Annotated in this window: 24 protein-coding genes; 10 read left to right on the plus strand and 14 right to left on the minus strand. The window is 66.4% G+C overall.

Annotated features, from left to right (window positions below; all coding sequences use genetic code 11):
* Positions 1-29 precede the first annotated feature (29 nt).
* Positions 30-1007 (minus strand): carbohydrate ABC transporter permease, encoded by a 978-nt coding sequence (locus tag ACWF0M_RS05640; RefSeq protein ID WP_452234410.1) that lies wholly within the window; start codon positions 1005-1007, stop codon positions 30-32.
* Positions 1004-1861: an ABC transporter permease gene (locus tag ACWF0M_RS05645; RefSeq protein WP_452234485.1), complete on the minus strand. Its 858-nt coding sequence runs from the start codon at positions 1859-1861 to the stop codon at positions 1004-1006. The genes ACWF0M_RS05640 and ACWF0M_RS05645 overlap by 4 nt, the downstream gene beginning before the upstream one ends.
* Before the next feature lie 291 nt (positions 1862-2152).
* Between ACWF0M_RS05645 and ACWF0M_RS05650 the strand changes: the two genes are divergently transcribed.
* The 3 genes from ACWF0M_RS05650 to ACWF0M_RS05660 are packed head-to-tail and all read left to right on the plus strand — an operon-like array spanning position 2153 to position 6232.
* Positions 2153-3454 carry an L-fuconate dehydratase gene (locus ACWF0M_RS05650; RefSeq protein WP_452234411.1) on the plus strand — a complete coding sequence of 434 codons (1302 nt, stop codon included), beginning with the start codon at positions 2153-2155 and terminating at the stop codon, positions 3452-3454.
* Positions 3451-4236 (plus strand): FadR/GntR family transcriptional regulator, encoded by a 786-nt coding sequence (locus tag ACWF0M_RS05655; protein ID WP_452234412.1) that lies wholly within the window; start codon positions 3451-3453, stop codon positions 4234-4236. The genes ACWF0M_RS05650 and ACWF0M_RS05655 overlap by 4 nt, the downstream gene beginning before the upstream one ends.
* Positions 4208-6232, plus strand: coding sequence for a glycoside hydrolase family 36 protein (locus ACWF0M_RS05660; protein ID WP_452234413.1), 2025 nt, complete (start codon positions 4208-4210; stop codon positions 6230-6232). Before ACWF0M_RS05655 ends, ACWF0M_RS05660 begins: the two co-directional genes overlap by 29 nt.
* Positions 6233-6255: 23 nt before the next feature.
* On the opposite strand, the gene ACWF0M_RS05665 is transcribed toward ACWF0M_RS05660, so the two are convergent.
* Positions 6256-6486 (minus strand): nuclear transport factor 2 family protein, encoded by a 231-nt coding sequence (locus tag ACWF0M_RS05665; RefSeq protein WP_452234414.1) that lies wholly within the window; start codon positions 6484-6486, stop codon positions 6256-6258.
* 39 nt (positions 6487-6525) lie between these two features.
* The gene (locus tag ACWF0M_RS05670) at positions 6526-7464 is read right to left on the minus strand and encodes an NADP-dependent oxidoreductase (protein ID WP_452234415.1); all 939 of its coding nucleotides are present in this window, start codon (positions 7462-7464) and stop codon (positions 6526-6528) included.
* Between the two features lie 111 nt (positions 7465-7575).
* Between ACWF0M_RS05670 and ACWF0M_RS05675 the strand changes: the two genes are divergently transcribed.
* Together ACWF0M_RS05675 and ACWF0M_RS05680 are read left to right on the plus strand one after the other, a co-directional pair.
* Positions 7576-8088 (plus strand): MarR family winged helix-turn-helix transcriptional regulator, encoded by a 513-nt coding sequence (locus ACWF0M_RS05675; RefSeq protein ID WP_452234416.1) that lies wholly within the window; start codon positions 7576-7578, stop codon positions 8086-8088.
* Positions 8089-8135: 47 nt separating this feature from the next.
* A complete protein-coding gene (locus tag ACWF0M_RS05680; protein ID WP_452234417.1) occupies positions 8136-8894 on the plus strand; it encodes a maleylpyruvate isomerase family mycothiol-dependent enzyme in 759 nt (252 codons plus the stop codon).
* On the opposite strand, the gene ACWF0M_RS05685 is transcribed toward ACWF0M_RS05680, so the two are convergent.
* A complete protein-coding gene (locus ACWF0M_RS05685; protein ID WP_452234418.1) occupies positions 8888-9991 on the minus strand; it encodes a hypothetical protein in 1104 nt (367 codons plus the stop codon). The genes ACWF0M_RS05680 and ACWF0M_RS05685 overlap by 7 nt on opposite strands.
* 178 nt (positions 9992-10169) lie before the next feature.
* Between ACWF0M_RS05685 and ACWF0M_RS05690 the strand changes: the two genes are divergently transcribed.
* Together ACWF0M_RS05690 and ACWF0M_RS05695 are read left to right on the plus strand one after the other, a co-directional pair.
* On the plus strand, positions 10170-10751 hold the full coding sequence (locus ACWF0M_RS05690; protein ID WP_452234486.1) for a TetR/AcrR family transcriptional regulator: 582 nt from the start codon (positions 10170-10172) through the stop codon (positions 10749-10751).
* A gap of 40 nt (positions 10752-10791) precedes the next feature.
* Positions 10792-11649, plus strand: a complete 858-nt coding sequence (locus ACWF0M_RS05695) for a carotenoid biosynthesis protein (protein WP_452234419.1) — start codon at positions 10792-10794, stop codon at positions 11647-11649.
* Between the two features lie 9 nt (positions 11650-11658).
* Here ACWF0M_RS05695 and ACWF0M_RS05700 read toward each other — a convergent pair whose 3' ends face one another.
* Both ACWF0M_RS05700 and ACWF0M_RS05705 read right to left on the minus strand, forming a co-directional pair.
* Complete coding sequence (locus ACWF0M_RS05700) at positions 11659-12114, minus strand: ester cyclase (RefSeq protein WP_452234420.1); 456 nt, start codon at positions 12112-12114, stop codon at positions 11659-11661.
* Between the two features lie 98 nt (positions 12115-12212).
* Positions 12213-12839, minus strand: a complete 627-nt coding sequence (locus ACWF0M_RS05705; RefSeq protein ID WP_452234421.1) for a TetR family transcriptional regulator — start codon at positions 12837-12839, stop codon at positions 12213-12215.
* Positions 12840-12980: 141 nt separating this feature from the next.
* Between ACWF0M_RS05705 and ACWF0M_RS05710 the strand changes: the two genes are divergently transcribed.
* The 3 genes from ACWF0M_RS05710 to ACWF0M_RS05720 are packed head-to-tail and all read left to right on the plus strand — an operon-like array spanning position 12981 to position 14786.
* Positions 12981-13910, plus strand: a complete 930-nt coding sequence (locus tag ACWF0M_RS05710) for an alpha/beta hydrolase (RefSeq protein WP_452234422.1) — start codon at positions 12981-12983, stop codon at positions 13908-13910.
* Between the two features lies 1 nt (position 13911).
* Complete coding sequence (locus ACWF0M_RS05715) at positions 13912-14334, plus strand: nitroreductase family deazaflavin-dependent oxidoreductase (protein WP_452234423.1); 423 nt, start codon at positions 13912-13914, stop codon at positions 14332-14334.
* A complete protein-coding gene (locus tag ACWF0M_RS05720; protein WP_452234424.1) occupies positions 14331-14786 on the plus strand; it encodes a nuclear transport factor 2 family protein in 456 nt (151 codons plus the stop codon). Before ACWF0M_RS05715 ends, ACWF0M_RS05720 begins: the two co-directional genes overlap by 4 nt.
* Positions 14787-14938: 152 nt before the next feature.
* On the opposite strand, the gene legP is transcribed toward ACWF0M_RS05720, so the two are convergent.
* The 7 genes from legP to ACWF0M_RS05755 all read right to left on the minus strand — a co-directional run bounded on the left by legP (position 14939) and on the right by ACWF0M_RS05755 (position 23325).
* Entirely contained in the window at positions 14939-16768 is a 1830-nt protein-coding gene (legP, locus tag ACWF0M_RS05725) for a Dot/Icm T4SS effector Zinc-dependent metalloprotease LegP (RefSeq protein WP_452234425.1), read from the minus strand.
* A 27-nt stretch (positions 16769-16795) separates the two neighbouring features.
* Positions 16796-17140: a YbaY family lipoprotein gene (locus tag ACWF0M_RS05730; RefSeq protein ID WP_452234426.1), complete on the minus strand. Its 345-nt coding sequence runs from the start codon at positions 17138-17140 to the stop codon at positions 16796-16798.
* A 970-nt stretch (positions 17141-18110) separates the two neighbouring features.
* Positions 18111-19145, minus strand: coding sequence for a LacI family DNA-binding transcriptional regulator (locus ACWF0M_RS05735; RefSeq protein ID WP_452234427.1), 1035 nt, complete (start codon positions 19143-19145; stop codon positions 18111-18113).
* Positions 19146-19156: 11 nt separating this feature from the next.
* The gene (locus ACWF0M_RS05740; protein ID WP_452234428.1) at positions 19157-20290 is read right to left on the minus strand and encodes a glycoside hydrolase family 99-like domain-containing protein; all 1134 of its coding nucleotides are present in this window, start codon (positions 20288-20290) and stop codon (positions 19157-19159) included.
* Positions 20291-20307: 17 nt separating this feature from the next.
* Positions 20308-21096 (minus strand): carbohydrate ABC transporter permease, encoded by a 789-nt coding sequence (locus ACWF0M_RS05745; protein ID WP_452234429.1) that lies wholly within the window; start codon positions 21094-21096, stop codon positions 20308-20310.
* 4 nt (positions 21097-21100) lie between these two features.
* Complete coding sequence (locus tag ACWF0M_RS05750; RefSeq protein WP_452234430.1) at positions 21101-22009, minus strand: carbohydrate ABC transporter permease; 909 nt, start codon at positions 22007-22009, stop codon at positions 21101-21103.
* A complete protein-coding gene (locus ACWF0M_RS05755; protein WP_452234431.1) occupies positions 22006-23325 on the minus strand; it encodes an ABC transporter substrate-binding protein in 1320 nt (439 codons plus the stop codon). The genes ACWF0M_RS05750 and ACWF0M_RS05755 overlap by 4 nt, the downstream gene beginning before the upstream one ends.
* Positions 23326-23537 lie beyond the last annotated feature (212 nt).

Below are 23537 nucleotides of genomic sequence, written 5' to 3' on the forward strand. Positions count from 1 at the left end.
CCCTCACAGGGTCGAGGTGGTGGAGAAGATCAGCCCTTGACGGCGCCGATCAGGATTCCCTTGGTGAAATAGCGCGCGACGAACGGATAGATGAGCAGCACCGGAACGCTGGCGACCACGATCAGCGAGTACTTGAGCAGGTCGGCCAGTTGCTGGCGCTGGATGACGACAGATGCGTCGACGGCGCCGCCACCGGTGGTGTTGAGGATCAGGATGTTCCGCAGTACCAACTGCAACGGGAACAGATCCGGGTTCTTCAGGTAGATCAGCGCGTCGAAGTACGAGTTCCACTGCATGATCGCGTACATCAACGCGACCACCGCGATCATCGGTTTGGCCAGCGGGATCACCACCGACCACAGGAACCGCAGGTCACCGCAGCCGTCCAGTTCGGCGGCCTCGACCAGCTCGTCAGGGATCGCCGTACGGAAGTAGGTACGGGCGATGATGACCTGCCAGACACCGATCGCCTGCGGAATGATCAGCGCCCACCGGGTATCCAGCAGCCCGGCCGACTGAACCACCAGGTACGTCGGAATCAGCCCGCCGGTGAACAGCATCGTGAACAGGATCGCCGTCATCACGACATTGCGGCCGACCAAGGTACGGCGCGACATCGGGTAGGCGATCGCGACCGTCATCGTGACGCTGACGATCGTGCCGACGACCGTGTAGAACAACGAGTTCAGGTACCCCTGGATGATCTGCGGGTTCTCGAAGACCGCCTGGTAGCCGCGCAAGGAGAACTCCACCGGCCAGAACAGCACCCGCCCGGACGACACCGCATCGGGGCTGCTGAACGAGCTGGCCACGATGTACAGCAGCGGCGCCAGCACCACCGCGAGGAAGACTGCGAGCAGCAGATACACGCAGAACAAGAACATCCGGTCGGTCCGCGACTCACGGATCCGGCGCGCCCGCGCGGCCCGGCGCTCGGTCCGCTTGGTCGGCCCCGTGGATCCAGTCGGCTCGGTCGGCACCGTCGGCACTTCGGTTCGGGTACTCATGACCACAGTCCGTTTCCGGTGATCCGCTTGGCGATCGTGTTGACCATCAGCAGCAGCGCCAGGTTGATGACCGAGTTGAACAGGCCGACCGCGGTCGCACCGCTGAAGTCGGCGTTCAGCAGGCCGGTCTTGTAGACGTAGGTGGCGATGATCTCGGACTCGCTCAGGTTGAGCGGGTTCTGCAGCAGGAACGCCTTCTCGAAACCGATCGCCATGATGTTGCCGACAGCAAGGACCAGGATGATCACCGCGGTCGGCATGATGCCCGGCAGGTCCACATGCAGGATCCGCCGCAGCCGGCCCGCGCCGTCCACCTTGGCCGCCTCGTGCAGCGCCGGGTCGATCCCGGCCAGCGCCGCGAGGTAGATGACCGCGGAGTACCCGGTGGTTTGCCAGATGTCCGACCAGACGTAGATGTGCCGGAAGTAGTCCGGGTTACCGAGGAAGTCGATGGACGGTACGCCGAAGAACCCCAGCCCCTCGTTGACGATCCCGAGTCGCGGCGACAGCACCAGGATCGTCATCGACACGACCACCACGGTGGAGATGAAGTACGGCGCGTACGTGACCAGCTGGACGGTCCGCTTGAAGATGCCGTTGCGGACCTCGTTCAAGGCGAGCGCCAGGATGATCGCGATCGGGAAGCTGGCCGCGACGGTGTAGAGCGACAGCACGAAGGTGTTCTTCACCAGGGTCCAGAACACCGGGTTGTGGAAGAACAGGTCGAAGTTCTGCCAGCCCACCCACGGGCTCCCCCAGATGCCCTTGATCACGTTGTAGCTCTTGAACGCCAGCACCGCGTTCGACATCGGGATGTACTTGAACACGACGAACCAGACCAGCGGCACGACCATCAACAAGTAGAGGGTCCAATGCCGGCGAAGGCTTCGGCGCAACCCCTCGAGCCCGGGACGATCCCGTCGCCGGCGACGGCCGGGCCGTGCTGGTATCTGGCCGTCCGGTGGCCGGATGGATGTCAGGCTTGCCATGAAACCTCCGTCGGGAAGACGAGGTATTAGTCCTATGAATTTCCGGGATCGTAGCGCCGCTGCACCGCTTGGTCCATACTGAACGCCATCGAACTGGAATAAAGATCCCATCTCTGTGCAACGGATGTGAGGGCCGCCATGCCACGGATCACCTCGGTGGAGGTTGTCGACGTCCGCTTCCCGACCTCCCTGACCCGCGACGGTTCGGACGCGATGAACAAGGACGGCGACTACTCGGCGGCGTACGTCGTCCTGCACACCGACGCTCCCGGACTGTCCGGGCACGGCTTCACGTTCACCATCGGACGAGGCAACGACCTCTGCGTCGAGGCGGCCCGCCAGCGCGCCCAGCCACTGGTCGGTCGCGACGTCGACGAACTCTGCGACGACCTCGGCGGCGTCTACCGCGAACTGCAGTCGGACACCCAACTGCGCTGGCTCGGCCCGGACAAAGGAGTCGTCCATCTCGCGTTGGCCGCGGTGATGAACGCGGTCTGGGACCTCGCCGCCCGACGCGCCGGCGTACCGCTGTGGCGACTGCTGTCGGAGATGTCACCCGAGGAACTCGTCGAAGCCGCCGACCTGCGCTACCTGAGCGACGTCCTGACGGCCGATCAGGCAGTCGCCCTGCTGAACCGGCAAAAAGAGGGCCGAAAGCAACGAACCGAGCAGCTCGAGGCCTCCGGCTACCCGTGCTACACGACCTCGGCCGGATGGCTCGGGTACTCCGATGCCAAGCTGCGCAGGCTCTGCGAGGAAGCCGTTGCCTCCGGCTACAAACACGTCAAGCTCAAGGTCGGCGCCGACCTTGACGACGACATCCGGCGCTGCGGCATCGCCCGCGAGGTGCTCGGTTCGGACGGACACCTGATGATCGACGCGAACCAGGTCTGGGAGGTCCCGCAGGCGATCGAATGGATCCAGGCGCTGGCCGAGTTCGACCCGCTCTGGATCGAGGAGCCGACCAGTCCCGACGACATCCTCGGCCATGCCGCGATCCGCAAGGCGGTCGCCCCGATCGGCGTCGCCACCGGCGAGCACGGTATGAACCGGGTGCTGTTCAAGCAGATGTTCCAGGCCGGCGCCATCGACTACTGCCAGCTCGATGCGGCCCGCCTCGGCAGCGTCAACGAGGTACTCGCGGTCTACCTGCTCGCCGCCTGCTTCGACGTACCGGTCTGCCCGCACGCGGGCGGTGTCGGCCTGTGCGAGCTCGTCCAGCACCTCGCGATCTTCGACTACATCGCCGTGTCAGCCAGTCTCGAGGGCCGCGTCACCGAGTACGTCGACCACCTGCACGAGCACTTCGTCGACCCGTGTGTGATCCGCGGCGGTGCGTACGTGCTTCCGACCGCTCCCGGTTACAGTGCCGAGATGCACAGGGAGTCAGTTCAGACCTATCGCTTTCCGGACGGCGTCTACTGGTCGGCCGCCGCGCAACCAGCCCCACTGCCATGACCCCCGCCAAGGTGGTCGAGAAGGCTCGCACGCCCGGCACCTCACAGACCGATGTCGTCATCGAGGGCATCCGGCAGATGATCATCGACGGCCGGCTCCGCTCCGGCGATCGGCTTCCGGTCGAGAAGGATCTCGCCGTGGCCCTCGGCGTCTCCAGGAATCCCTTGCGCGAGGGGGTCCGTGCGCTGTCGATGATGGGCGTTCTCGAGACCCGGCAGGGCGACGGCACCTACGTCACCAAACTGGAGCCGTCGATGCTGCTGGCACCGATCGGATTCGTCGTCGACCTCCAGGACGGCAGCGGTACGCACCACCTGCACGCCGTACGACGGGTTCTCGAGACCGAGGCCGCTGCCCTGGCAGCGCGACAGATCGCGCCGGCCGACCTCGAGACCGCGGCCGAACTGTTGCGCCACAACGAGGCCGAACTGCAGCTCGAAGAACCCAATCACGAGACGGTGATCGAGAACGACATCGCCTTCCACCGCATCATCGCGGACGCGGCCGACAATCCCGTGCTGGCGGCACTGATCAACGCGCTGGGTGGACGAACCATGCGTGACCGGCTGCGCCGATCGATCACGCAACCGGGTGCCGACGAGACCGCCCACACCGAACACCTCTCGATCCTCGCCGCGCTGACGGCGCACGACCCTGACCGCGCACGGATCCGGATGGCCACCCACCTGTTCACGGTCGAGGACTACCTCCTCGAGACCCGCCGCCGAACCGACGACGAAACGAGCCCTGTGGATGAATCTCCTGCGCTGGAGCAGCCCTGACCTGACACTGACCTTCGCTCTCGAGGACGGTCCGGTACGACTGATCGGCGTCCGCGAAGCCTCCCGTCCGGACCGCGATGAGCTGATTCCCAGCCAGCCGTTGGTCGAGGTGTCCGCTGTCGGACATGGTCTCTCGCCGAGCACCAGCCGGCACGTCGACACCTCCCTCGGGCAGCAGTTGCGCTACGTCCGCCACGAAGAGGGCGACGGGACGTTGCGCATCATCCAGGAGGAGCCCGGCAGCGGTCTGCGGGTCGTCAGCGTGTTCGAGGCGGGAGCCGGCGTACGTGCCTGGTCCGAGGCCTCGATGACAGAGCCGGGCACACTCGCGCTGACCTTCCTCTCGTCCTTGGTCGTCGGCCTTCCATCCGTCGATGCCGAGTTGCTGACCGCCGCCAACAGCTGGATGGCGGAGAGTCGTTGGTCGGCCCACGCATTGCGCTCCGAGGCGCTGGCCGACATCGTCAGCGATGCGCACCGCCACGTCGCCAGAAGCCGGCACGCCGTAACCAACAGCGGCTCATGGTCGACCGGGGAGCATCTGCCCGTAGGCGTCCTGCTCGGCCAGTCGTACGCTCTCGGTTGGCAGATCGAGCACAACGGACCGTGGCACTACGAGCTCGGCGAGAGCCGGCACGGCGGCTATCTGCTGCTGAGCGGCCCGACCGACCAGGAGCACCAATGGAGTGTCGAGCTGACTGCCGATCAGCCGTTCACCACGGTGCCCGTCTCGCTCGTCGCCGGGACCGATCGGGACAGTGTGTTCGCGGCCCTGACCCGGCAACGCCGCGCCATCCGTCACCGACGTACGGCGGACACCCGCATGCCGGTCGTCTTCAACGACTACATGAACACCCTGCTGGGCGATCCGACGACCGAGAAACTCCTGCCACTGATCGACGCTGCCGCGAACGTCGGAGCCGACTACTTCTGCATCGACGCCGGCTGGTACGCCGAAGGCGACTGGTGGAACACCGTCGGCGCCTGGCAACCGTCGACCACCCGCTTCCCGAACGGGCTGGCCGAGGTGATCGACCGGATCCACTCCCACGGCATGATCCCCGGCCTGTGGCTCGAACCCGAGGTGATCGGCGTCCGCTCACCGATCGCCCACCAACTACCCGACGACGCGTTCCTCACCCGCCACGGCCTACGGGTCGCCGAGTCCGGCCGCTATCTGCTCGACCTCCGGAACACGTCGGCGCGCCGGCACCTCGATGACACGGTCGACCGACTGATCACCGAGTTCGGCGTCGGCTTCTTCAAGTTCGACAACAACACGATGACGGGTCCGGGAACGGACAAAGGCGGTACGTCGCTCGGCCACGGACTGCTCGAACACCAACGAGCACTACTGCGCTGGCTGGACGATCTTCAGACCCGCCACCCCGGCCTGCTGATCGAGAACTGCGCCTCGGGCGCGATGCGGATGGACTACGCGATGTTGTCCAGACTGCACCTGCAATCGACGTCGGACCAGGAAGATCCGTTGCTCTACGCACCGATCACCGCGGCCGCACCCGCCGCCGTACTGCCCGAACAGGCCGGCCACTGGGCGTACCCGATCAGCGGGACCACCCCCGAGGAGTTCACCTTCGCGCTCGTCAACGGCATCCCCGGCCGCCTGTACCTGTCCGGCCACCTCAACCACATGACGCCGACCGAACTCGACCTGATCCGCTCCGCCCTGACCGCACATCGCGCCATCCTCGACGATCTCGACACGCTCGTCCCCGCCTGGCCGCTCGGACTCCCGACCTGGACCGACGACTGGATCGCCCTGTCCCTCAACGGCCCAGAAATCTCCTACCTGACCCTCTGGCACCGCACCCCTGGCCCATCCACCATCACCCTCACCCTCCCCCGCTCGAAGCTCGATCCCCACTTCCCCACCACAGACACCGCCTGGACCTACACCTGGACCGACAACGCCCTCACCATCACCACCAACACCCCCGAACCCACCGCTCGAGTCCTCCGCCTGACACCGCCATAACCGCCTTGCGGGAGAACCGCGAGCTACACGGGGGTGAAGCGACAGAAGAGCTGGTCACCGACGTCGGCAACCTGGCCGATCGAGTGCCGGACCCAGGGCAGAGCCCCGGCAGCACCAGCGGTCGCGGCTTCGATCGCGTCCCGGCCGACCAACGTCGGACCATTGGCGAACGTGTACGTCGCACCGGCGGTGAACCACCGAGCGAAGCCGACGGCACCGCCCGAATCGACCTGGGCGCACATCGTCCGCACCATCTCCTCCCGTGCAGCCGCGGGCGTTGGCGGGGCTGATCGTCAGGCGGTGGGTGGGATGGCTACGACCTTGCCGTGGAGCTGGCCTGCGTCGGCCTGTTGGTGGATCTCGGGGAGTTCGCTCAGTGGTACGCGCTGGGCGATCTCGACGTGGAGGTCGCCGCTGTCGATGAGGGTGACGAGGTTCGAGAGGACGTCCGCATCGGGGTGGACGAAGATCGTTGCCGCGCGCACGTTTCGGTCCTCGTCGCCGGGCGTCGTCACGGTCGGTGTCGTGGACGCGACCACGCCGCCGTCACGGACCCGTGTGGCCAGGGCGATGAATCCGTCGGGGGTGATCGGAGCCAGGTTGAGCAGTACGTCGACGGGCTCGGTGACCGCGTCGAGTACAGAGGTATCCGTGTGGTCGATGATCTCGTCGGCACCGGCTGCCTTGACAATCTCGCTGCTGCGCGGGCTCGCCGTGGCGATGACGTACGCACCGGCGCGCTTGGCCAGCTGGATGGCGTAACCACCCACGGGACCGCCGGCGCCGTTGATCAGGACACGCTGGCCGGCCTTGAGCTCGCCGGCTTCGAAGAGTGCCTGTGAGGCGGTGAGCCCGACGGACGGCAACCCGGCAGCGTCGGCGAGTGGGATGCGCACCGGGGCCTTCACCAGTACGTTCGCCGGCGCAACGACGTACTGCGCTGCCGAGCCGTCAGCGGTCATGGGGATGAGCCCGATGACGTTCTCGCCCACGGTGAGGCCCTCCACCCCGTCGCCGAGCGCGTCGATCGTGCCGGACACGTCGTACCCCGGAACGTGCGGCAGCGTCACCGGGATCGGCAGGACGCCGCCGCGGATGCCGCCGTCGGCCGGGTTGTACGCCGACCCTGCGACCTGGATGCGTACCTCGCCCGCGCCGGGGACCGGCTGGTCGGCGTCCTCGTAGCGCAGAACCTCGGGGCCGCCCGTGGCGTGGAACCGTACTGCCTTCATGATGTTCCCTTTCGGTGATGTGCTTCGGATTCGAAGCAACTGACATCACCGTAGCGCTGCTTCGAATTCAAAGCAAGTACTTCGAGTTAGAAGCACTGCTAGGCTCAGCTCATGACCCCGTCGAGGCCTTCGCTGGATGCCACGCAGCTGGGTGCGTACTTCGCGCTCATCGAGGCGAGCAGCCTGCTGAAGCACGCCGTCGAGCAGCAGCTGCGGGACGCCGGGGATCTCAGCTACGTGCAGTTCCAGCTCCTGGCCACCCTCGGCGACTCACCGGCGGGCAGCCGGCGGATGACCGATCTGGCCGACGGTGTCGTCTACAGCCGCAGCGGACTGACCTACCAGGCCCAGACGCTGGAGAAGCGAGGCCTCGTCACCCGGACGCCGTCCGCCGATGACGAGCGCAGCGTCACCGTCACCATCACCGAGGAAGGACGAGCCGTGCTCGCGGGAGTCTTCCCGGGTCACATCGCCGTACTCGACGACCTGCTGTTCGCTCCGCTGTCCCGCGCCGACATCGAGACACTCGCCGACATCCTCGCCCGCGCGCGGGACCACATGCGTCAGACACCGCCGCGGTCGGCGGAACCACGGCGGCGCAAGAAGTCTGCCGGAACCGACTAACTGAGCCAGGGCGGAAGAAAGCCGTAGGCTGCGGGGTTGGGCCTCGTATGACCTCACTTGTCGACCGCGCCGTCGCGGCCCTGCGTGCCAACCACGACGCCCTCGCCGCGCTGGTGCCGACCTTGTCCGATCAACAGCTAGCGGCCCGCAGTGGGGCGACAGAGTGGACCGTCGCGCAGGTGCTCTCGCACCTCGGAAGTGGTGCCGAGATCTCCCGGAAGCCGATCGCGATCGCCGCGGGCGAGCACGTCGAGGCTGAGGCCAACGAGTCGATCTGGGCCCGCTGGAACGCCTCGTCCCCGGCCGACCAGGCGGCCGGATTCGTCAAACACAACGCGGCGTACGTCGACCTGGTCGAGGGACTCACCGCCGAGCAGCGCGATCGCCTGATCCAGACGGGCATCCTGCCTGAGCCGGTGCCGCTGCTGGTCGCGCTCGGCATCCGGCTCAACGAGGTCGCCAACCACGCCTGGGACGTACGCGTCGGAGTGGACCCGTCGGCGACTTTGGATCCGGACTCGGCCGAGCTGCTCATCGAGCTCTTCGCCGGGCCATTGGGCTTCCTTCTAGGCTTCACCGGCAAGGCCGACCAGCTCGAGCAGGAGGTCCGCCTGGCGATCCCAGGCGGCGGCATCGAGATCACCGACACGGTCACCGTGACCGCCGCGGTCGATGACCCGACGGCCACCTTCGACGGTCCGGCAGAGGCCGTGATCCGGCTGCTGAGCGGGCGGCTCGGCACGGATGTGAGCGTGACCGGCAACGTCACGCTGGACGAACTCCGGAAGGTCTTCCCCGGCTACTGATCCGCTGGTCGGGCTTTGCCGAAGTACATGAGCTCCCACAGGGCGTCGTCGACGTGGGACTCGGTCAGGTTGTCGCCCTCGTAGTGTTCGACACGTACTTCGCCGACGAAGCGCAGGTAGGCGCCGTCGAAGCCGGCGATCTTCGCGGCGGCCTTCTTCGGGCCCGTGAGCTGGTCGACGAACTTGGCCCTCGACAGGTCGGAGTGACGGGTGTAGGTCACGACGTACCGGTCGGCATCGTCGGTGTAGGTGTAGCGGGTGACGTTCGCGACGGGCTTGCCGGTCACCGTGTCGATGTAGTCGCCGAGCTCCTCGAACGTCACCTTGCTCTTGTCGTCGGCGATGAGCTTGCCGTCGCGCGCCAGCATGAACACGGGAAGCGTCGAGTACCCGTACTGCTTCTCAGCGGTGATGTAGGAAGCGATCACCGAGTAGGGACCGGCCGAACCGCGAGCCCAGTACCAGTGGTGCATGAGCTTTAGCATCAGCGTGTTGCCCCAGTTGTGGTCGTGGTAACCGACGCCCGTCGTGGTGCTGCTGCTGCCACCGACGCCGTACGTCGCCTCGACCGCGCCCTCAGGCACAGCCGGAAGCCAAGCGAAGACCCGCTCTCCCTCGTCACCGAAGAGCCAGTGCCCTGACTCCGGACGCCACGCCGGCACCCGACCGGTCAGCGTGACATCGACCTGGACATCTTCGATCTCGGCGCGAATCGTGTACCGGTGCAGATCGCCGGCGAAGACGTTGCCGGCGATGTGGACATCGCAGGTGTCGGTGGAGGCCGAGAAGGTGTCCGCATCGAACTCGGCCACCTTCTCCACCGTGGTGCCGTCAGGCAGCGTGAGGTCGATCCGGATCATCGGTGCGAGCGGCTTGTCGATGGCGGTGAAGTGCTTGGTGAAGAACACCACGACGAGCTTCGCGCCGTCGTCCAGGTGCGCGTCGAAGTACCACCACTCGTAGCTGCCCGGTCCCCCGTCGGTGCGCAGGCCGTCCTCGTGGGGCTTGATCGCTTCGGCCCCGGCCTCGATGCCGAAGCGGGCGTAGTCCGCGCCGGTGTTGCCCATCCTGGCTGGAAGGGTGCGGTCACGTGCCATGGGTCTTCTCCTCGGGGTGCCGACTGCTGTAGTTTAATATCCAGTTGGATATTTAATCCCAGCATGCCCCCGATCCCCCGGTTTCGGCAAGCGGGGTCCGGAAGGGAGAAGTCTCATCGTTCAGAGTCGAGGACGCGGCCGCCCGCGGGCCGGTGAGGAAATCGACGTCGCTCCGCTGCTGCAGGGAGCCCTAGAGGCCTTCGCGGAGAAGGGGTACGACGGCATGTCCGTCCGCGACCTGAGCCGGCGACTGGGTATCAGCCACGCCCTGCTCACCGCGCGTTTCGGCTCCAAGGAAGGCCTGTGGTTCGCGGCCATCGACCACGCTCTGGCCATCGCGAGGGACTCCTGGCGGCAGCTGGCCGACGATCCCGGCCTCGACGACCTGGAGGCGCTCCGGCAAGCCGTCGTCGCCCAGGTGCTGTTCTCCGCGGCACATCCGGAGGTGCTGCGGATCCTCGCCCACGAAGGCGCGATCGACAGCCCGCGCATCCGCTACGTTCATGACCGATTCGTCAAACCGCTGCGTCCGCTGGTCGAGCGGCGCATCGATCGGCTCGTCGCCGCCGGCCGGCTCCGGCGGGTGCCGTACGCAGCCGTCCACTACCTGGTGGTCCAGGGCGGCGGCGCACCCTTCGCGAGCCACGTCGAGACCGCGCTCCTCGGCGGACCCCAGCGGTCGAATCCGGACGAGGTCCGCCGGCACGCGGAGGCAGTGGCCGACCTCGTCATCGCCGGCCTGACCCCGGCATCCACCTGAGACACAACGCCTGTCCAGCAACGAAACCTGGAGATGTCCAATGTCTGTCAATCAACGTTCCGACCGGGCACGGCGGGCACCGTGGAAACTATCGACACTGTGGGGACTGACCGCGGTCATCCTCGGCGGCCTCATTGTCACGGCGTTCGCGCCCGGCCTGAGGCTGATCGTGATCGTCGCCCAGGTCGTCTTCGTCCTGGCTCACGGGGCGCACCGCTACGGTTGGCGCGCCATCGGAGTGTTCGTCGTCGCAGGCCTGGTGATCAGCAACGCCCTGGAGAACCTCAGCATCCAGACCGGCTTCCCGTTCGGCCATTACCACTACACCGGTGGCGGCAAGATCTTCCAGGTCCCGTGGTTCATCGGTCCCGCCTACCTCGCCACCGGGTACCTCGCGTGGATCGTGGCCACCGTGCTGCTCGACGACGTACGGCGCAACTCCTCGTGGCTGACCACCATCGGAACTCCCCTGGTCGGCGCCTTCGCGATGACCGCGTGGGACCTGGCCTTCGACCCCACCGCCTCGACCATCCACCAGAACTGGATCTGGGAGAACGGTGGCGGCTTCTTCGGCGTACCGCTGGTCAACTACCTGCGCTGGACCTTCACCGTTTACCTGTTCATGCAGGTCTTCGCCCTCTACCTGCGCAGCCGCGGGCCGCTCCCGTCCACGCAGCACGAGCGGACACCGAGCGACCTGCAGGCAGTGCTCCTCTACGCGGCGACGACCATCCCGTTCCTCGTGACGCCCGGCGACCGCACCACCGTCACCGACGCAACCGGAGCGACCTGGAACACCGCCGACATCTACGAGACGTCAACCCTTCTGGCCGTGTACGGCATGGTCTTCATCGCACTCCTCGCCTTCCTGGGCCTAGCTCGACGCCAGCAGTCGTGACGGCGCAAGTCAGGCTGGTGTTGTCACGGCCGACGCGAAGTCGGGCAGTACGCCGAGTTGCGCGAGCATGATGCTGACGCCGACGTAGCAGTTGAACTCCTTGATCTTGCCGTTCTCGACGTACCAGAAGTCCGCGGTCGGGATGTCGAGCTTGCCCCCGGTCGGCTGGATCACACCGGCCGGGGTCTGGAACGGCCCGGAGAAGGTGCCCTGGATCGACAGCTCGACGGCGACAACATTCCCCATCACGTGGAAGCGGTGCAGGTCGCGGTGGATGTCCGGCGCCAGTTGCCCCATGAAGACCACCAGATCGCCCAGGTGCTCACCGCGGTAACTCTCCTGCGCGACGATGTTGTTGAACACACCGTCCTCGGCGAACAGATCGATGAACCCCTGCACATCCAGCACGCTGCCCTCCGCTGTGTGGTACGCGGCGCGGACGACGGCCTCTGCGTCAGTTGACATTGCCGGCTCCTCAAAAGAAGTTAATCCGATGCTTGATTAAAATCATGCGGAGAGGGTCGGCAAGTTGTCAAGCACAGGTTTGACTATCAAGCAGATGCTTAGCGAGCGGTGGAGTCGCCGCGGAACGCTCCCGCTACGACGGGCACCAAGAGCTGCGCTATCTGCCGCTCGGACTTGCCGGCGATGTCCGTGCCGAGGGGCGACAGGGCCAGCCAGTTCAGCAGGCCGGCCGCGCAGCGCGTCCGAAAGTTCAGCTCAGCCTTGCTGGCCTCCGGAAGCTTCACCGTCAGCACCCGCACCGCGTCCTTGCGCGTCCGGTCGAACTTGCCGGCCAGGCGATCCCAGCCCTCCGGCGGATCGGTCGCGACGCGCGCAACCGTGCGGATCACCGCCAACTCGTCCCCGCCGGCCGCGAGCGCGCGCACCATCGGATGGGCGAACGCGGACGCCAGCTCCTCGATGGACGACCCAGGTACGAGCGTGCTCATCGACTGGATCTGCGAGTCCAGGTACCGCTCGAGTGCGTACTCGATCGCTGCGTCACACAACGACCCGAGCGAACCGAAGTGGTAGCTCACGGCGGCAACGTTGGCCTCGGCAGCGTCCGTGATCTCCCGCAGCGTCACACCGCTCGCCCCACGCTGAGCCAGCAACTCGAGCGCAGCCGCAAGCAACCGCTCACGGGTACGCCGCCCCGCCTCACGCCGCAAGTCCGGCCTCTCCACGCCCACGACGAATACTCAATCAGCTGCTTGACATGTCGTCAACCAACCGCGCGCCCCCGGGGTGAATCACCGGAATCCGGTGATGCCTGGCGAGGGGTGGGCGGCAAGACTCGCAGTCGTGTGGGCGAAGGGAGATCCTCGGTGAGTACAGAGCAGCGCGCGACACTCGATGCGATTCTGCGGCAGGCGCCGTTCCCGGCTGACCTCGGCGTCGCGGAGCAGCGGGACCAGCTGCGAGCCTTGTTGTCGGCGCAGCCGCTTCCGGCCGACCTGACCGTGACCGCGGGCGAGCTCGGCGGCGTGCCCACGGCCGAGGTCACGGTCGAGGGCGTCGAACCACGCCGTACCGTCCTGTACTTCCACGGCGGTGTCTACGTGCTGGGTGAGGCCGCTCTCTCAGCCGACCTGGCCTCGCAGATCGGCCGGCGCATCGAGGCGAAGGCCATCTCGGTCGAGTACCGCCTCGGCCCCGAGCACCCCTTTCCCGCAGCAGTCGACGACGCGCTGGCGGCGTACCAAGGTCTGCTGGACAACGGCATCTCCCCCGCGGACATCGTCTTGGCGGGCGAGTCCGCCGGCGGTGGGCTCGTTGTCGCCACGCTGATCAGGGCCCGCGACCAGGGCCTTCCGTTGCCCGTCGCGGCGTACCTGATGTCGCCGTACGTCGATCTCACGCTGGCCGGAGCGAGTATGACGACGAAGCGCGAGGCCGACCCGTTGATGAACCCGGACGCGCTCCTTGCCCGGATCCCCGACTACACCGCCGGACAGGATTCCGCACTCGGCCTGATCAGCCCGATCTTCGCCGACCTGTCGGGTCTGCCGCCGCTGATCATCCAGGCCGGATCGCACGAGGTGCTCCTCGACGACGCCGTACGCCTGGCCCGCGAAGCCGCTGCGGCCGACGTCGACGTCACCCTCGCCGTTACGCCCGGAGTGCCGCACGTCTTCCAGGCGTATCACGCGATCCTCGACGAAGGGGCGGCGGCGCTGGACGAAGCAGGCCGACTACTGTCGGGGCATATTGCGGACGCGTCACGCGTTGCTGCTCAGCGAGAGACAGGAGCATGACATGAGTGACTGGAACACACAGACCATCACGGAGTTCCGGGCCAACGAGGGCAAGGTCGGAGGCCCGTTCGAAGGCGCCCCGATGGTGCTGCTGCACCATACGGGCAGGAAGAGCGGGCAGGAGTACGTCGCGCCGACGATGTACCTCGCGCACGAAACCGACCCGGACACGATCTACGTGTTCGCGTCCAAGGGCGGCGCCCCGACGAACCCGGACTGGTACATCAACCTCGTCTCCGCCGGTAAGACCACGATCGAACGCGGCACCGAGACCTACGAGGTGACCGTCCACGACGTCACCGGCCCCGAGCGCGACCGCATCTACGCGATCCACGCCGGCCGTTACCCCGGCTTCGCCGAATACGAACGCCAGACCGCCGGCATCCGCACCATCCCGGTCCTGGAACTCAAACGGTCCCGATGACCCTCTCCCCGGCCGAAGCAGGCGACCGCCTGGCGCTCCGCGAGCTCTTCGACGCCTACGCCCACTGCGCGGACCGCCGCGACGCGCAGGGGCAGATGGCCCTGTTCACCGAAGACACGCATTTCGTGGTCTACATGGACGCCAAGGCCGACGAGCCGACCCAGGAACTGCACGGCCGCGAATCGCTCGCCCCGGTGTTCGACAACCTCAATCAGTACGCCGCGACCACCCACTTCAACGGGCAGAGCACAGTCGTTGTCGACGGCAACCAGGCGAGCGGCGAGAGCTACACCATCGCGCATCACGTGACGGTGGAGGACGACGGCCGACGTACCTTGATGGTCGCGTCCATCCGCTACCTCGACCAGTTCGTCAAGCTCGACGGCGCCTGGTACTTCGCCGAACGCAAACTCCTCGTCGACTGGACCGAGACCCGCCCGCTGCACCCCTGAACCAACGCCTCTGCGCGGCTAAGGCAGTGACGCACTCCACTGGCGGGTTATTTCACCGATAGCCTGCAATAACCCGCCAGTGAGCAAATACCCAGCTGCCCGTGCCCTCCAATTGACGTTCGCGGATTCTCTGCTGATCGGTCGGGGGTTGATCAGGGGAACCAGACTTCGTGGATGTGGGCGTCGGTGCCTCGGTAGACGACGTGCTGGGTGCGGTCGACGTCCCAGGTGTAGCCGGCCGGGTCAGCGGCTGCGTTCGGGGCGCCAGCGGCTGCGACCAGGTCGTTGTGGTTCCAGGTGCCGTTGAACCACAGCTCATGAATGTGGCCGTCGCCGGCGCGGTAGACGACGTGCTGAGTGCGATCGACGTCCCAGGTGTAGCCGGCCGGGTCACCGACTGCGTTCGGAGCACCCGCGGCGGCGACCAGGTCGTTGTGGTTCCAGGTGCCGTTGAACCACAGCTCATGAATGTGGCCGTCGCCGGCCTGGTAGACGACGTGCTGAGTGCGGTCTACGTCCCAGGTGTAGCCGGCCAGCAGTCCGATCGCGTTGGGCGCACCCGCTGCGGCGACCAGGTCGTTGTGGTTCCACGTGCCGTTGAACCACAACTCATGGACGTGCCCGTCATTGCCCCGATAGACGACGTGCTGCGTGTTGTCGACATCCCAGGTGTACCCGGCCGGGTCACCGGCCGCGTTCGGGGCGCCGGCCGCAGCAACCAGGTCGTTGTGATTCCACGTGCCGTTGAACCACAACTCATGGATATGGCCGTCACCACCGCGATAAACCACATGCTGCGTGTTGTCGACAGACCAGGTGTACCCGGCCGGGTCACCGACGGCGTTCGGGGCGCCCGCCGCGGCAACCAGGTCGTTGTGATTCCACGTGCCGTTGAACCACAACTCATGAATATGCCCATCACCACCGCGATAAACCACATGCTGCGTGTTGTCGACATCCCACGTGTACCCGGCCGGATCCCCAACAGCACCCGGCGCGCCCGCCGCGGCAACCAAGTCGTTGTGATTCCACGTCCCGTTGAACCACAACTCATGAATATGGCCGTCACCACCGCGATAGACGACATGCTGAGTCTTGTCGACGGACCAGGTGTAACCGGCCGGTACTCCGGTCGCGTTCGGAGCGCCCGCGGACGCGCTCAGGTCGTTGTGATGCCAGCCGACCGTGGGGTACATGGCCAGCACGGCCGCGATGTCTCCGGCCGACAGTCCTGTTCGCTGTCCGATCTGGGCGTTCGGATCGACGGGCGTGATGGTCTCTTGTCCGTTACTGCTGAAAGCCGTCCTCGGGTAATGCATGATCGAGCCGTACTCGTACGCCCCGAGGTCGTCGCCGTCGGTGATGTGCTGATCGAAGTTGTGTTCCATGCCCGCTTGGATGTTCGCCCAGTTGATCGTGACGAACCGGTCGCGGTCCTCCCGGCTCTGCTCGTGCCACAGCCCGACCGAATGGCCGATCTCGTGGATCGCGTTTCCTCTCGAGCACCCCGCGCCGAGGCTGATCGTCTGCGACCCGCCCTGCATTCCTACCGATGACCAGCAGCCGCCCGCGTCCGTGAAATGGACGAAATTGGGAAAGTCGGCGGCGTTCGCGGCCGTGCGTTCGGGGAACCGGATCGGTGTGTTCGCCTCCCAATGCGTGATGGCGTCGCGGACCCGCTGCTGATTCGGCAGATTCGGGTCGATGTCGAACGGGACCTGCGAGCGTGGCCACCGGAACCGGGTGCCGCTGATGCCGACACCGGCCTGGACGTCCCCGGCGATGCCCTGTAGTTCGCTCATTCCCAACTGGAGCTGGTCGACGGTCCCGAGGACGATGTCGCCCTCGAAGACGGCCAGCCCGTCGACTGCGCTGTAAACCACCGGCTTGTCCGAGAAGGTGACTCCCGAGATCACCGCCGTACCGCGTTCCCCGCCGCGGAACTCGCCCGCGTTCTGCCAGACTCCGTTGTCCTGTGTCACGTCTTGCTCCCCCTGATCGTCGTCACGTCAAACCCGTCGTACCTCCACCGCCAGGTCGCCCGCGTCGAACTCGACCGGGTACGACGCCGTGGAGATGAAATCGTCGGAGGTCACACTCGCGGTCCCGGAGACGTCGACATGGACGCGCACCGAATACCGCAGCCGCGGATCGATCGAACCGGACTGCAACTCGATTGCGAAAGGCAACGACCCGCTCTCGTCCCGCGGCAGCGCCACATGTTCCTGCACCTGCTCGGCGACGATCACGGCCGGCGCGTCCGCGCGCGAAACCTCCTCGACCCGAGCCACCACGCGTGAGGCTTCCTCAGGTCGCTCCCCCGAAGGAAAAACGATCCGCCCAGTCAGCAACATGCCAGAACACCACTCCCCCGACCGCGCCCCAGCGCGCCCTTTGTCCGACCATGCGCCCACCCCGTCGGACAGTCAAGATCGCACAGCAAACCCCTGAAACCGGCTCGTGCGACTGATGTGCGGGTGGTCGACGAGTTCCGGGGCGGCGCCGGGCTTGGTGTGATGTGCACGCTCGACAGGACATGTCGAGCGAACAGGTAGTGCACCTGAGCGTAAACGCGCCCGCGCGTACACCGTCTCGCCGGTGCACTACCTGTCGAGCGTGCACATCACCCCGCCACAAGCAGCCGCCACCAACCCAATCACCCGCCGACACCACGACATCCACCCATCCAGCACAAGAACGGATATCCCCTGGCGTTGTGGGTTCTCCCCTCTAACACCAACAGAGAAGCCACAACACCATCGGATATCCCCTCGTATGCGAGGGCTCTTGCCGCGCCCGACCTCGGCGCCGGCCAGCGGGATGGACCGCGCGGTGCATGCGGTGGTGCGGTGCATGCGGTGGTGCGGTGCATGCGGTGGTGCGGTGCGTGCCGGGCGGTGGCGGTGCGGTGCGTGCCGGGCGGTGGCGGTGCGGTGCGTGCCGGGCGGTGGCGGTGCGTGCCGGGCGGTGGCGGTGCGTGCCGGGCGGTGGCGGTGCGGTGCGTGCCGGGCGGTGGCGGTGCGGTGCGTGCCGGGCGGTGGCGGTGCGGTGCGGGCGGTGGCGGTGCGGTGCGGGCGAGCGATGGGTGCGGTGCGGTGGGGGCTGGAGACAGGTACTGGTGGGCGGAGACAGGTAATGTCCGGTTCCAGGCCTCCACGTTCTGTCTCACGTCCCCGGATACCGCCGCCAACACCCACACGTCGGACCGGAGAGCCGGTTAGCCAGTTCTGCGTACAGACGGCCGGCCACCGCATGACTGCCAACTCGGTCCATCCGACCCACACATTTGTCAAAAGAGCGGAAACCCCTGGGAAAACAGGCGCTTCAATCAGTCGACCGCTTCGCTTCGCCCTGTTGGATTGTTGATCCGCGGACGATGAGTTCCGGGGTGAAGGTGACCTGGTGGTGCGGGCGGGACGGGTCGTCGGCGGTTTCGAACAGGAGGCGGGCGGCTGATTCGCCGATGTCGTGGGCCGGTTGGCGGACGGTGGTCAACGGGATGACGGCCAGCTGCGCCTCGCCGATGTCGTCGTACCCGACGACTGCGATGTCACCCGGGACGGACCAGCCGTCCCGGATGAGTTTGTTGACGATCGCGATCGCGATCATGTCGTTGCCGCACAGGACCGCTGTCGGGCGCGGGCGCATGGCCGTGATCACCTCGGCCAGCTCGCTGCGTTCGCGTACCGTCCGGCCGCCCGCGTCGGCTCGCTGCAACAGTGCGGGATCCGCACCGGCCGCCTCGATCGCGAGCAGCGCGCCCTCGTAGCGTGCCTTCAGGACGAGATCGCCGCCGGGACCGCCGGCGAACAGCACCCGTCGGTGGCCCAGGTCGAGCAGGTGCTTCATCGCCAGGAATCCGCCGCGGTGCTGATTGACGATGACCGCCGACGACGTCAGCGCCATCCCTTCGTGTCCCAGTACGACGATGGGCGTGCCGATGGACTCGAGATCGCCGAGGTCCGGTGGCTCCGCGGTCGCCGACGCGATGATCAGTCCGCCGGCGCGCATCTCGGCCAGGTTGCGCACGTACACGCCCTGCCGGACCGGATCGCCCGCGGTGTCGCAGTACACGAGCACGAATCCGCGGCTGCGCGCGACGTCCTCGACCCCGCGCGCGATCTCGGTGAAGTACGGGTTCGCGGCGTCCGGGACGAGCAGCCCCAGGGTGTGGGTGCGATTTCCGCGTAGCGTCCGGACGGCGCGGTTGGGGACGAACCGGGTCTCCTCGATCGCGCGATCGATCCGCGCCCGGGTCGTCTCGGCCACCGTCTTGGTGCCGTTGATGTAGTTGGACACCGTGCCGATCGACACCCCCGCGAGCGCGGCGACGTCCTTGATCGTGACGTTCTTCGCCAAGTCATCACCCCCTAACCGAATACGTCCCGGATCATCTCGAGAAAGCCATAGCCATTGTGGCTGTCGGGGAGGAGCGCCGAGCCCTCGGTCCACTCGTTCCACGCATTCACGGTGATGATCGGATGCGGTTGGCGGTGCCGTTCGAGGAAGGATCTGGCCTGCAGCAGTCCCTCCTTGAACTCCTCGGGAGTCGGATCGAACGTCGTCGTCCACGGGTAGCGGCCGCGTTCGAACGCGCGGTCCTGGGCGGTGCGCGGCGACGCGTCCCACCCCACGGTCACATTCGGGTAGAACGGTACGTCGAGCTCCCCGACGTACCGCTCGTACTCGGCGAAGGCGGCATCGCGCAGCGGTCCGATGTCGGCGCGCGGGAACTCGAAGCCGCCCACGTCGGCGTGGTGCACCCAGACGTACGACGTCGCGGACCGGAACCCGAGCTTTCGCACCAGGTCGGCCGGCTGGTCGAGCGTGATCGCCGCGGGCAGTACGCCGACACCCCAGATCACCGCATCCAGGTGGAGCCCGACGAAGCCCGCCTGCCGGGTCTGCTCGTCGAACCACCGCAGCGCGTCCAATGTCTCCTCGACACCACCGAGGCCGACGATGAGGTTGCCGAGCTCGTAGATCGAGAGCCACGGCCGGCCGTCGACGGTGAGGTAGTTCGGGCGCGCGAAGTACGTATCGATGACATGCCTGGCCAGCTTCTCGAACGCGGCCCGATCGATCGCGCCGTTCTTGAGCCGCTGGGGTGGGTCGTCCGACGGGTCGTCGTGCGGGAAGATGTCGACGAGCTCGTGGTTCGCCCACATCAACGCGAACTTGACGTCGTTGCTGTTCCGGGCGGCGAGCAGCCCGTCGTCGAGAGCCGCCTGCAGATACGGGCCGTCGTCGTACCAGTAGTAGTCGACGAGAAAGCCGTCGACGCCGTACTCCTTGGCGATGCGGATCTGATGTTCCGCTGCCGCCGGGGTCGCCTCGTCGAAACGCCCGTCCAGCGGAGTGCGCGGTTGCCGGTGCCCTTCGAACCGTGGCCGCGCCGCCTCGAGCAGCTTCCACTCGTCCCAGTCCGGACCGAACCACTTCGCGTTCCGCGGATCGCGGTGCCAATCCGGGAAGTAGTACGCGAGTATCTGCGGTCGATCCATCGATGGGGCTCCTTGGCTCATTTGACCGCGCCGGCCGAGATGCCGGTGCGGAAGGTCTTCTGCAGGACGACGAACACCACGACGACGGGCAGCGAGATCAGGATGTTCGCGGCGAAGATCTTCGGGGTGTCGACCAGTCGCTCGCTCTGGAAGTACGTCGGAACCTGCGTGAGCACCTGCAGATCGGTGGACTGGATGAACAGCAACGGCAGCAGGTACTCGTTCCACGCGGCGAGGAAGGTGAAGATCGCGACGACGGACAGGATCGGGCGGCAGATCGGGACGAGGATCTGCCAGAAGAACTGCCACGAATTGGCCCCGTCGAGCCGGCCGGCCTCGTACAGCTCGGCCGGCAGCCCGCGAATGTAGTTGCTGCTGACAAGCACCCCGAACGGTATCGAGATCACCGTCAACGGGATGATCACGGACCAGTAGGTGTCGAGCAGTCCGATCGCCTGAATCACGTAGTACAAGGGAACGACGAGTGCGATCGCGGGCAGCGCGAGCCCGGTCAGAACCACCACGGCTCCGATCGTCGAACCCCGCGGCCGCAGTACGGCGAACCCGTACGACGCACTGAGCCCGAGATACATGACGAGCACCACGGTCGACACCGAGACGATCAGGCTGTTGGCGAAGAACCGCAGGAACGGTGTCGACGAGAGGACGACCGTGTAGTTGGTGAATCCTTCGCCGGCCAGGGACTCCTTGACGATGAGCACGAGCGGGATGACGAGGACCACGAGCGCCACGAGTACGAGGAGCTGGCTGAGCACGCGACCCGGAAGACGCTGGAACTGAAACATGCCGCTACCGGCTTTCGCTGGTCGAGAGGCGGACCTGCAGGATCGAGAAGACGAGCGCGATCAGCACCAGCACGATCGACAGCGCGGCGCCGTACCCGGCGTGGAACTGTGCGATCACCTGTTTGTAGATGTAGCCGGTCAGCACCTGTGTCGTCGTACCCGGTCCGCCGCCGGTCGTGAGGAAGACGAGGTCGAACATCTTCAGCGAGCTGATGAAGCCGAGCACGATCAGCACGAGGTGGGAGCCGCGCAGCATCGGCGCGACCACCGTCGTGTTCAGCTGCCAGGTTGTCGCACCGTCGATCCGCGCCGCCTCGAACAGCCCGCGATCGATCTGCCCGATCGCGGCGTCGTAGATCAGGAAGCTGTAGCCCGTGTACTGCCAGACGTTGATCAGAACGATCGCGCCGAACGCCGTCTTCGGATCGGCCAGCCAGGCGTGATCGGAGCCCAGGAGGTGGTTGAAGGCGCCGTCCGGGGTGAGCAGGATGCGGAACGACGTGGCGACCACCGCCGGCGCGAGGACGACGGGGACGAAGACCAGCGTCCGCAGGAGGCCACGCAGCCGCACCTTGGTACGCACCAGCACGGCCAGCGCGAGGCCGAGCGTGAGCTGGATCGCCACCGTCGCCACCGCGAAGACGAGGGTGTTGCGCAACGCCTGCCAGAAGATCGGGTCCTGCAGGAGCTTCGTGTAGTTCGCGCCGCCGACGAAATCGGTCGGTGAACCCACGCCGGACCAGTCGAACAGCGAGTAGAACGTGTTGGCCGCGATGCCGGCGTGGATCACACCTACGACGAGGATGAGCGCGGGCAGCGCCCACAGGTAGTCCGACAGCGCGAGCCGACGCTTGTCCGGGGTCTCCGTTGGCGGAGTCGCGACTGCGAGCTCCGCCTCCACTTGCGTGATCATCGGCTGACGGACTTTGACGCGGCCTCGACCTTCTTCAGCGCGTCTTCCGGGGACGACGTACCGGCGGCCACCGCGGACAGTGCGTCGCCGAGGGCCGTGGTCAGGTCGCTGTACGGGATCTGCCGCGCGCCGATCAGGTCGGTCAGCGACTGCTGCTGGCGTTCGATGTCCGCGACCTGACTGGGGTTGATCACGTCGGTCGTCGCTACCTTCACCGAGGTGATGGCCGGGATGTTGCCGCCCGCCGCCTGGATCTTCTGACCGTCACCAGCGGTCAGGAACTCGAGGAACTTGAACGCCGCGTCCTGCTTCGACGACTTAGCCGAGACCGCGAACCCGTTGTCCGGCCCACCGAACGGTTTGGTCGGCTGGTTGCCGGCGACCGGCGCGGGGAACGGGGCGGACAGGAACAGGCCGTCGATCTTCTTCGTCACGGTCTTCTGCGCGTCGACCTGCCCGGTCTTCGTCATCGTCGCCGGCGTGTTCCAGGTGCCGAGCGCGATGAACGCCGCCTTGTCCGCCAGGAACGTCGTCTGCGCATCCGGGTACTCCGTCGCGGCCGTAGCTCCGGCCGGGATGATGCCGCTGGTGAAGAGGTCCGACCAGGCGCCCATGGCCTGCACGAACTCCGGATCCGTCCACGACGCCTTGCCTTCAATAGCGTCGTACACCTTGCCGGGAGCGATGCTGTTGATCAGGGACAGGTACACGTCCGTGTTGACCCAGGCGTCCTTGGCGCCGTGCGCGAGGCACTTGACGTTGTGGGTCTTCAGGGTCGCGCAGACCTTCTTCCACTGGTCGAAGTCCGTCGGTACGTCGAGGCCGTACTGGTCGAGGATCAACTTGTTGTAATAGATGAGCCCGGCCGCGGACATGTACGCCGGAAGCGCGACCTGCTTCTCGTCGAGCTGCAACTGGCTGAGCCCCTCGGGGTTGAACTTGCTCGCCCAGTCCTTGCCGAGATCCTTGGCGACGCGGTCCTCGACCGGTACGGCGAGCGGCCCGAAGTTGGTGGTGAGGTCGCCGGGCTGGACCTGGAACACGTCCGGGCCCTTGTCGGACGACAGCCCGGGCCGGAGCGCGGTGATGTAGTCGTTGTACGCGTACTGCTTGTAGGTGACCTTGATCTGGGGGTTCGCCGCCTGGAACTCCTTGATCGCCTGAGTGTTGTCGAAGGCGTTCCAGCCCCACCACGTCAGCGATACCGGTCCGCTCTGGGCCTGTTCCTTCGACCCGGAGCCGCAACCGGCGAGGCCGGCCGCCACGAGGGCGATAACCGTCAGAACGGTGGCCCTCCTCGTTGCTGAGCGATACATCTCTCACGCTCCTTCGCACGACTCCTGCGCCGCCTGGGTGAAATGTTTCAATCTGCGGCGATCGTAATCAGGAGCGCAGTTGCTGTCCAGACATCGGTCCGGATGCGGCCAAGCAATGAACTGTTTCACCCGTCGGCGGCTCCGTCGTTATCCGCCGCAACTTTTCGGCCACGCCAGGTATCGAGTAAGCAGAAGCGATACTTCGTCCTGTG

This window comes from Kribbella sp. NPDC055110 (assembly GCF_053607525.1).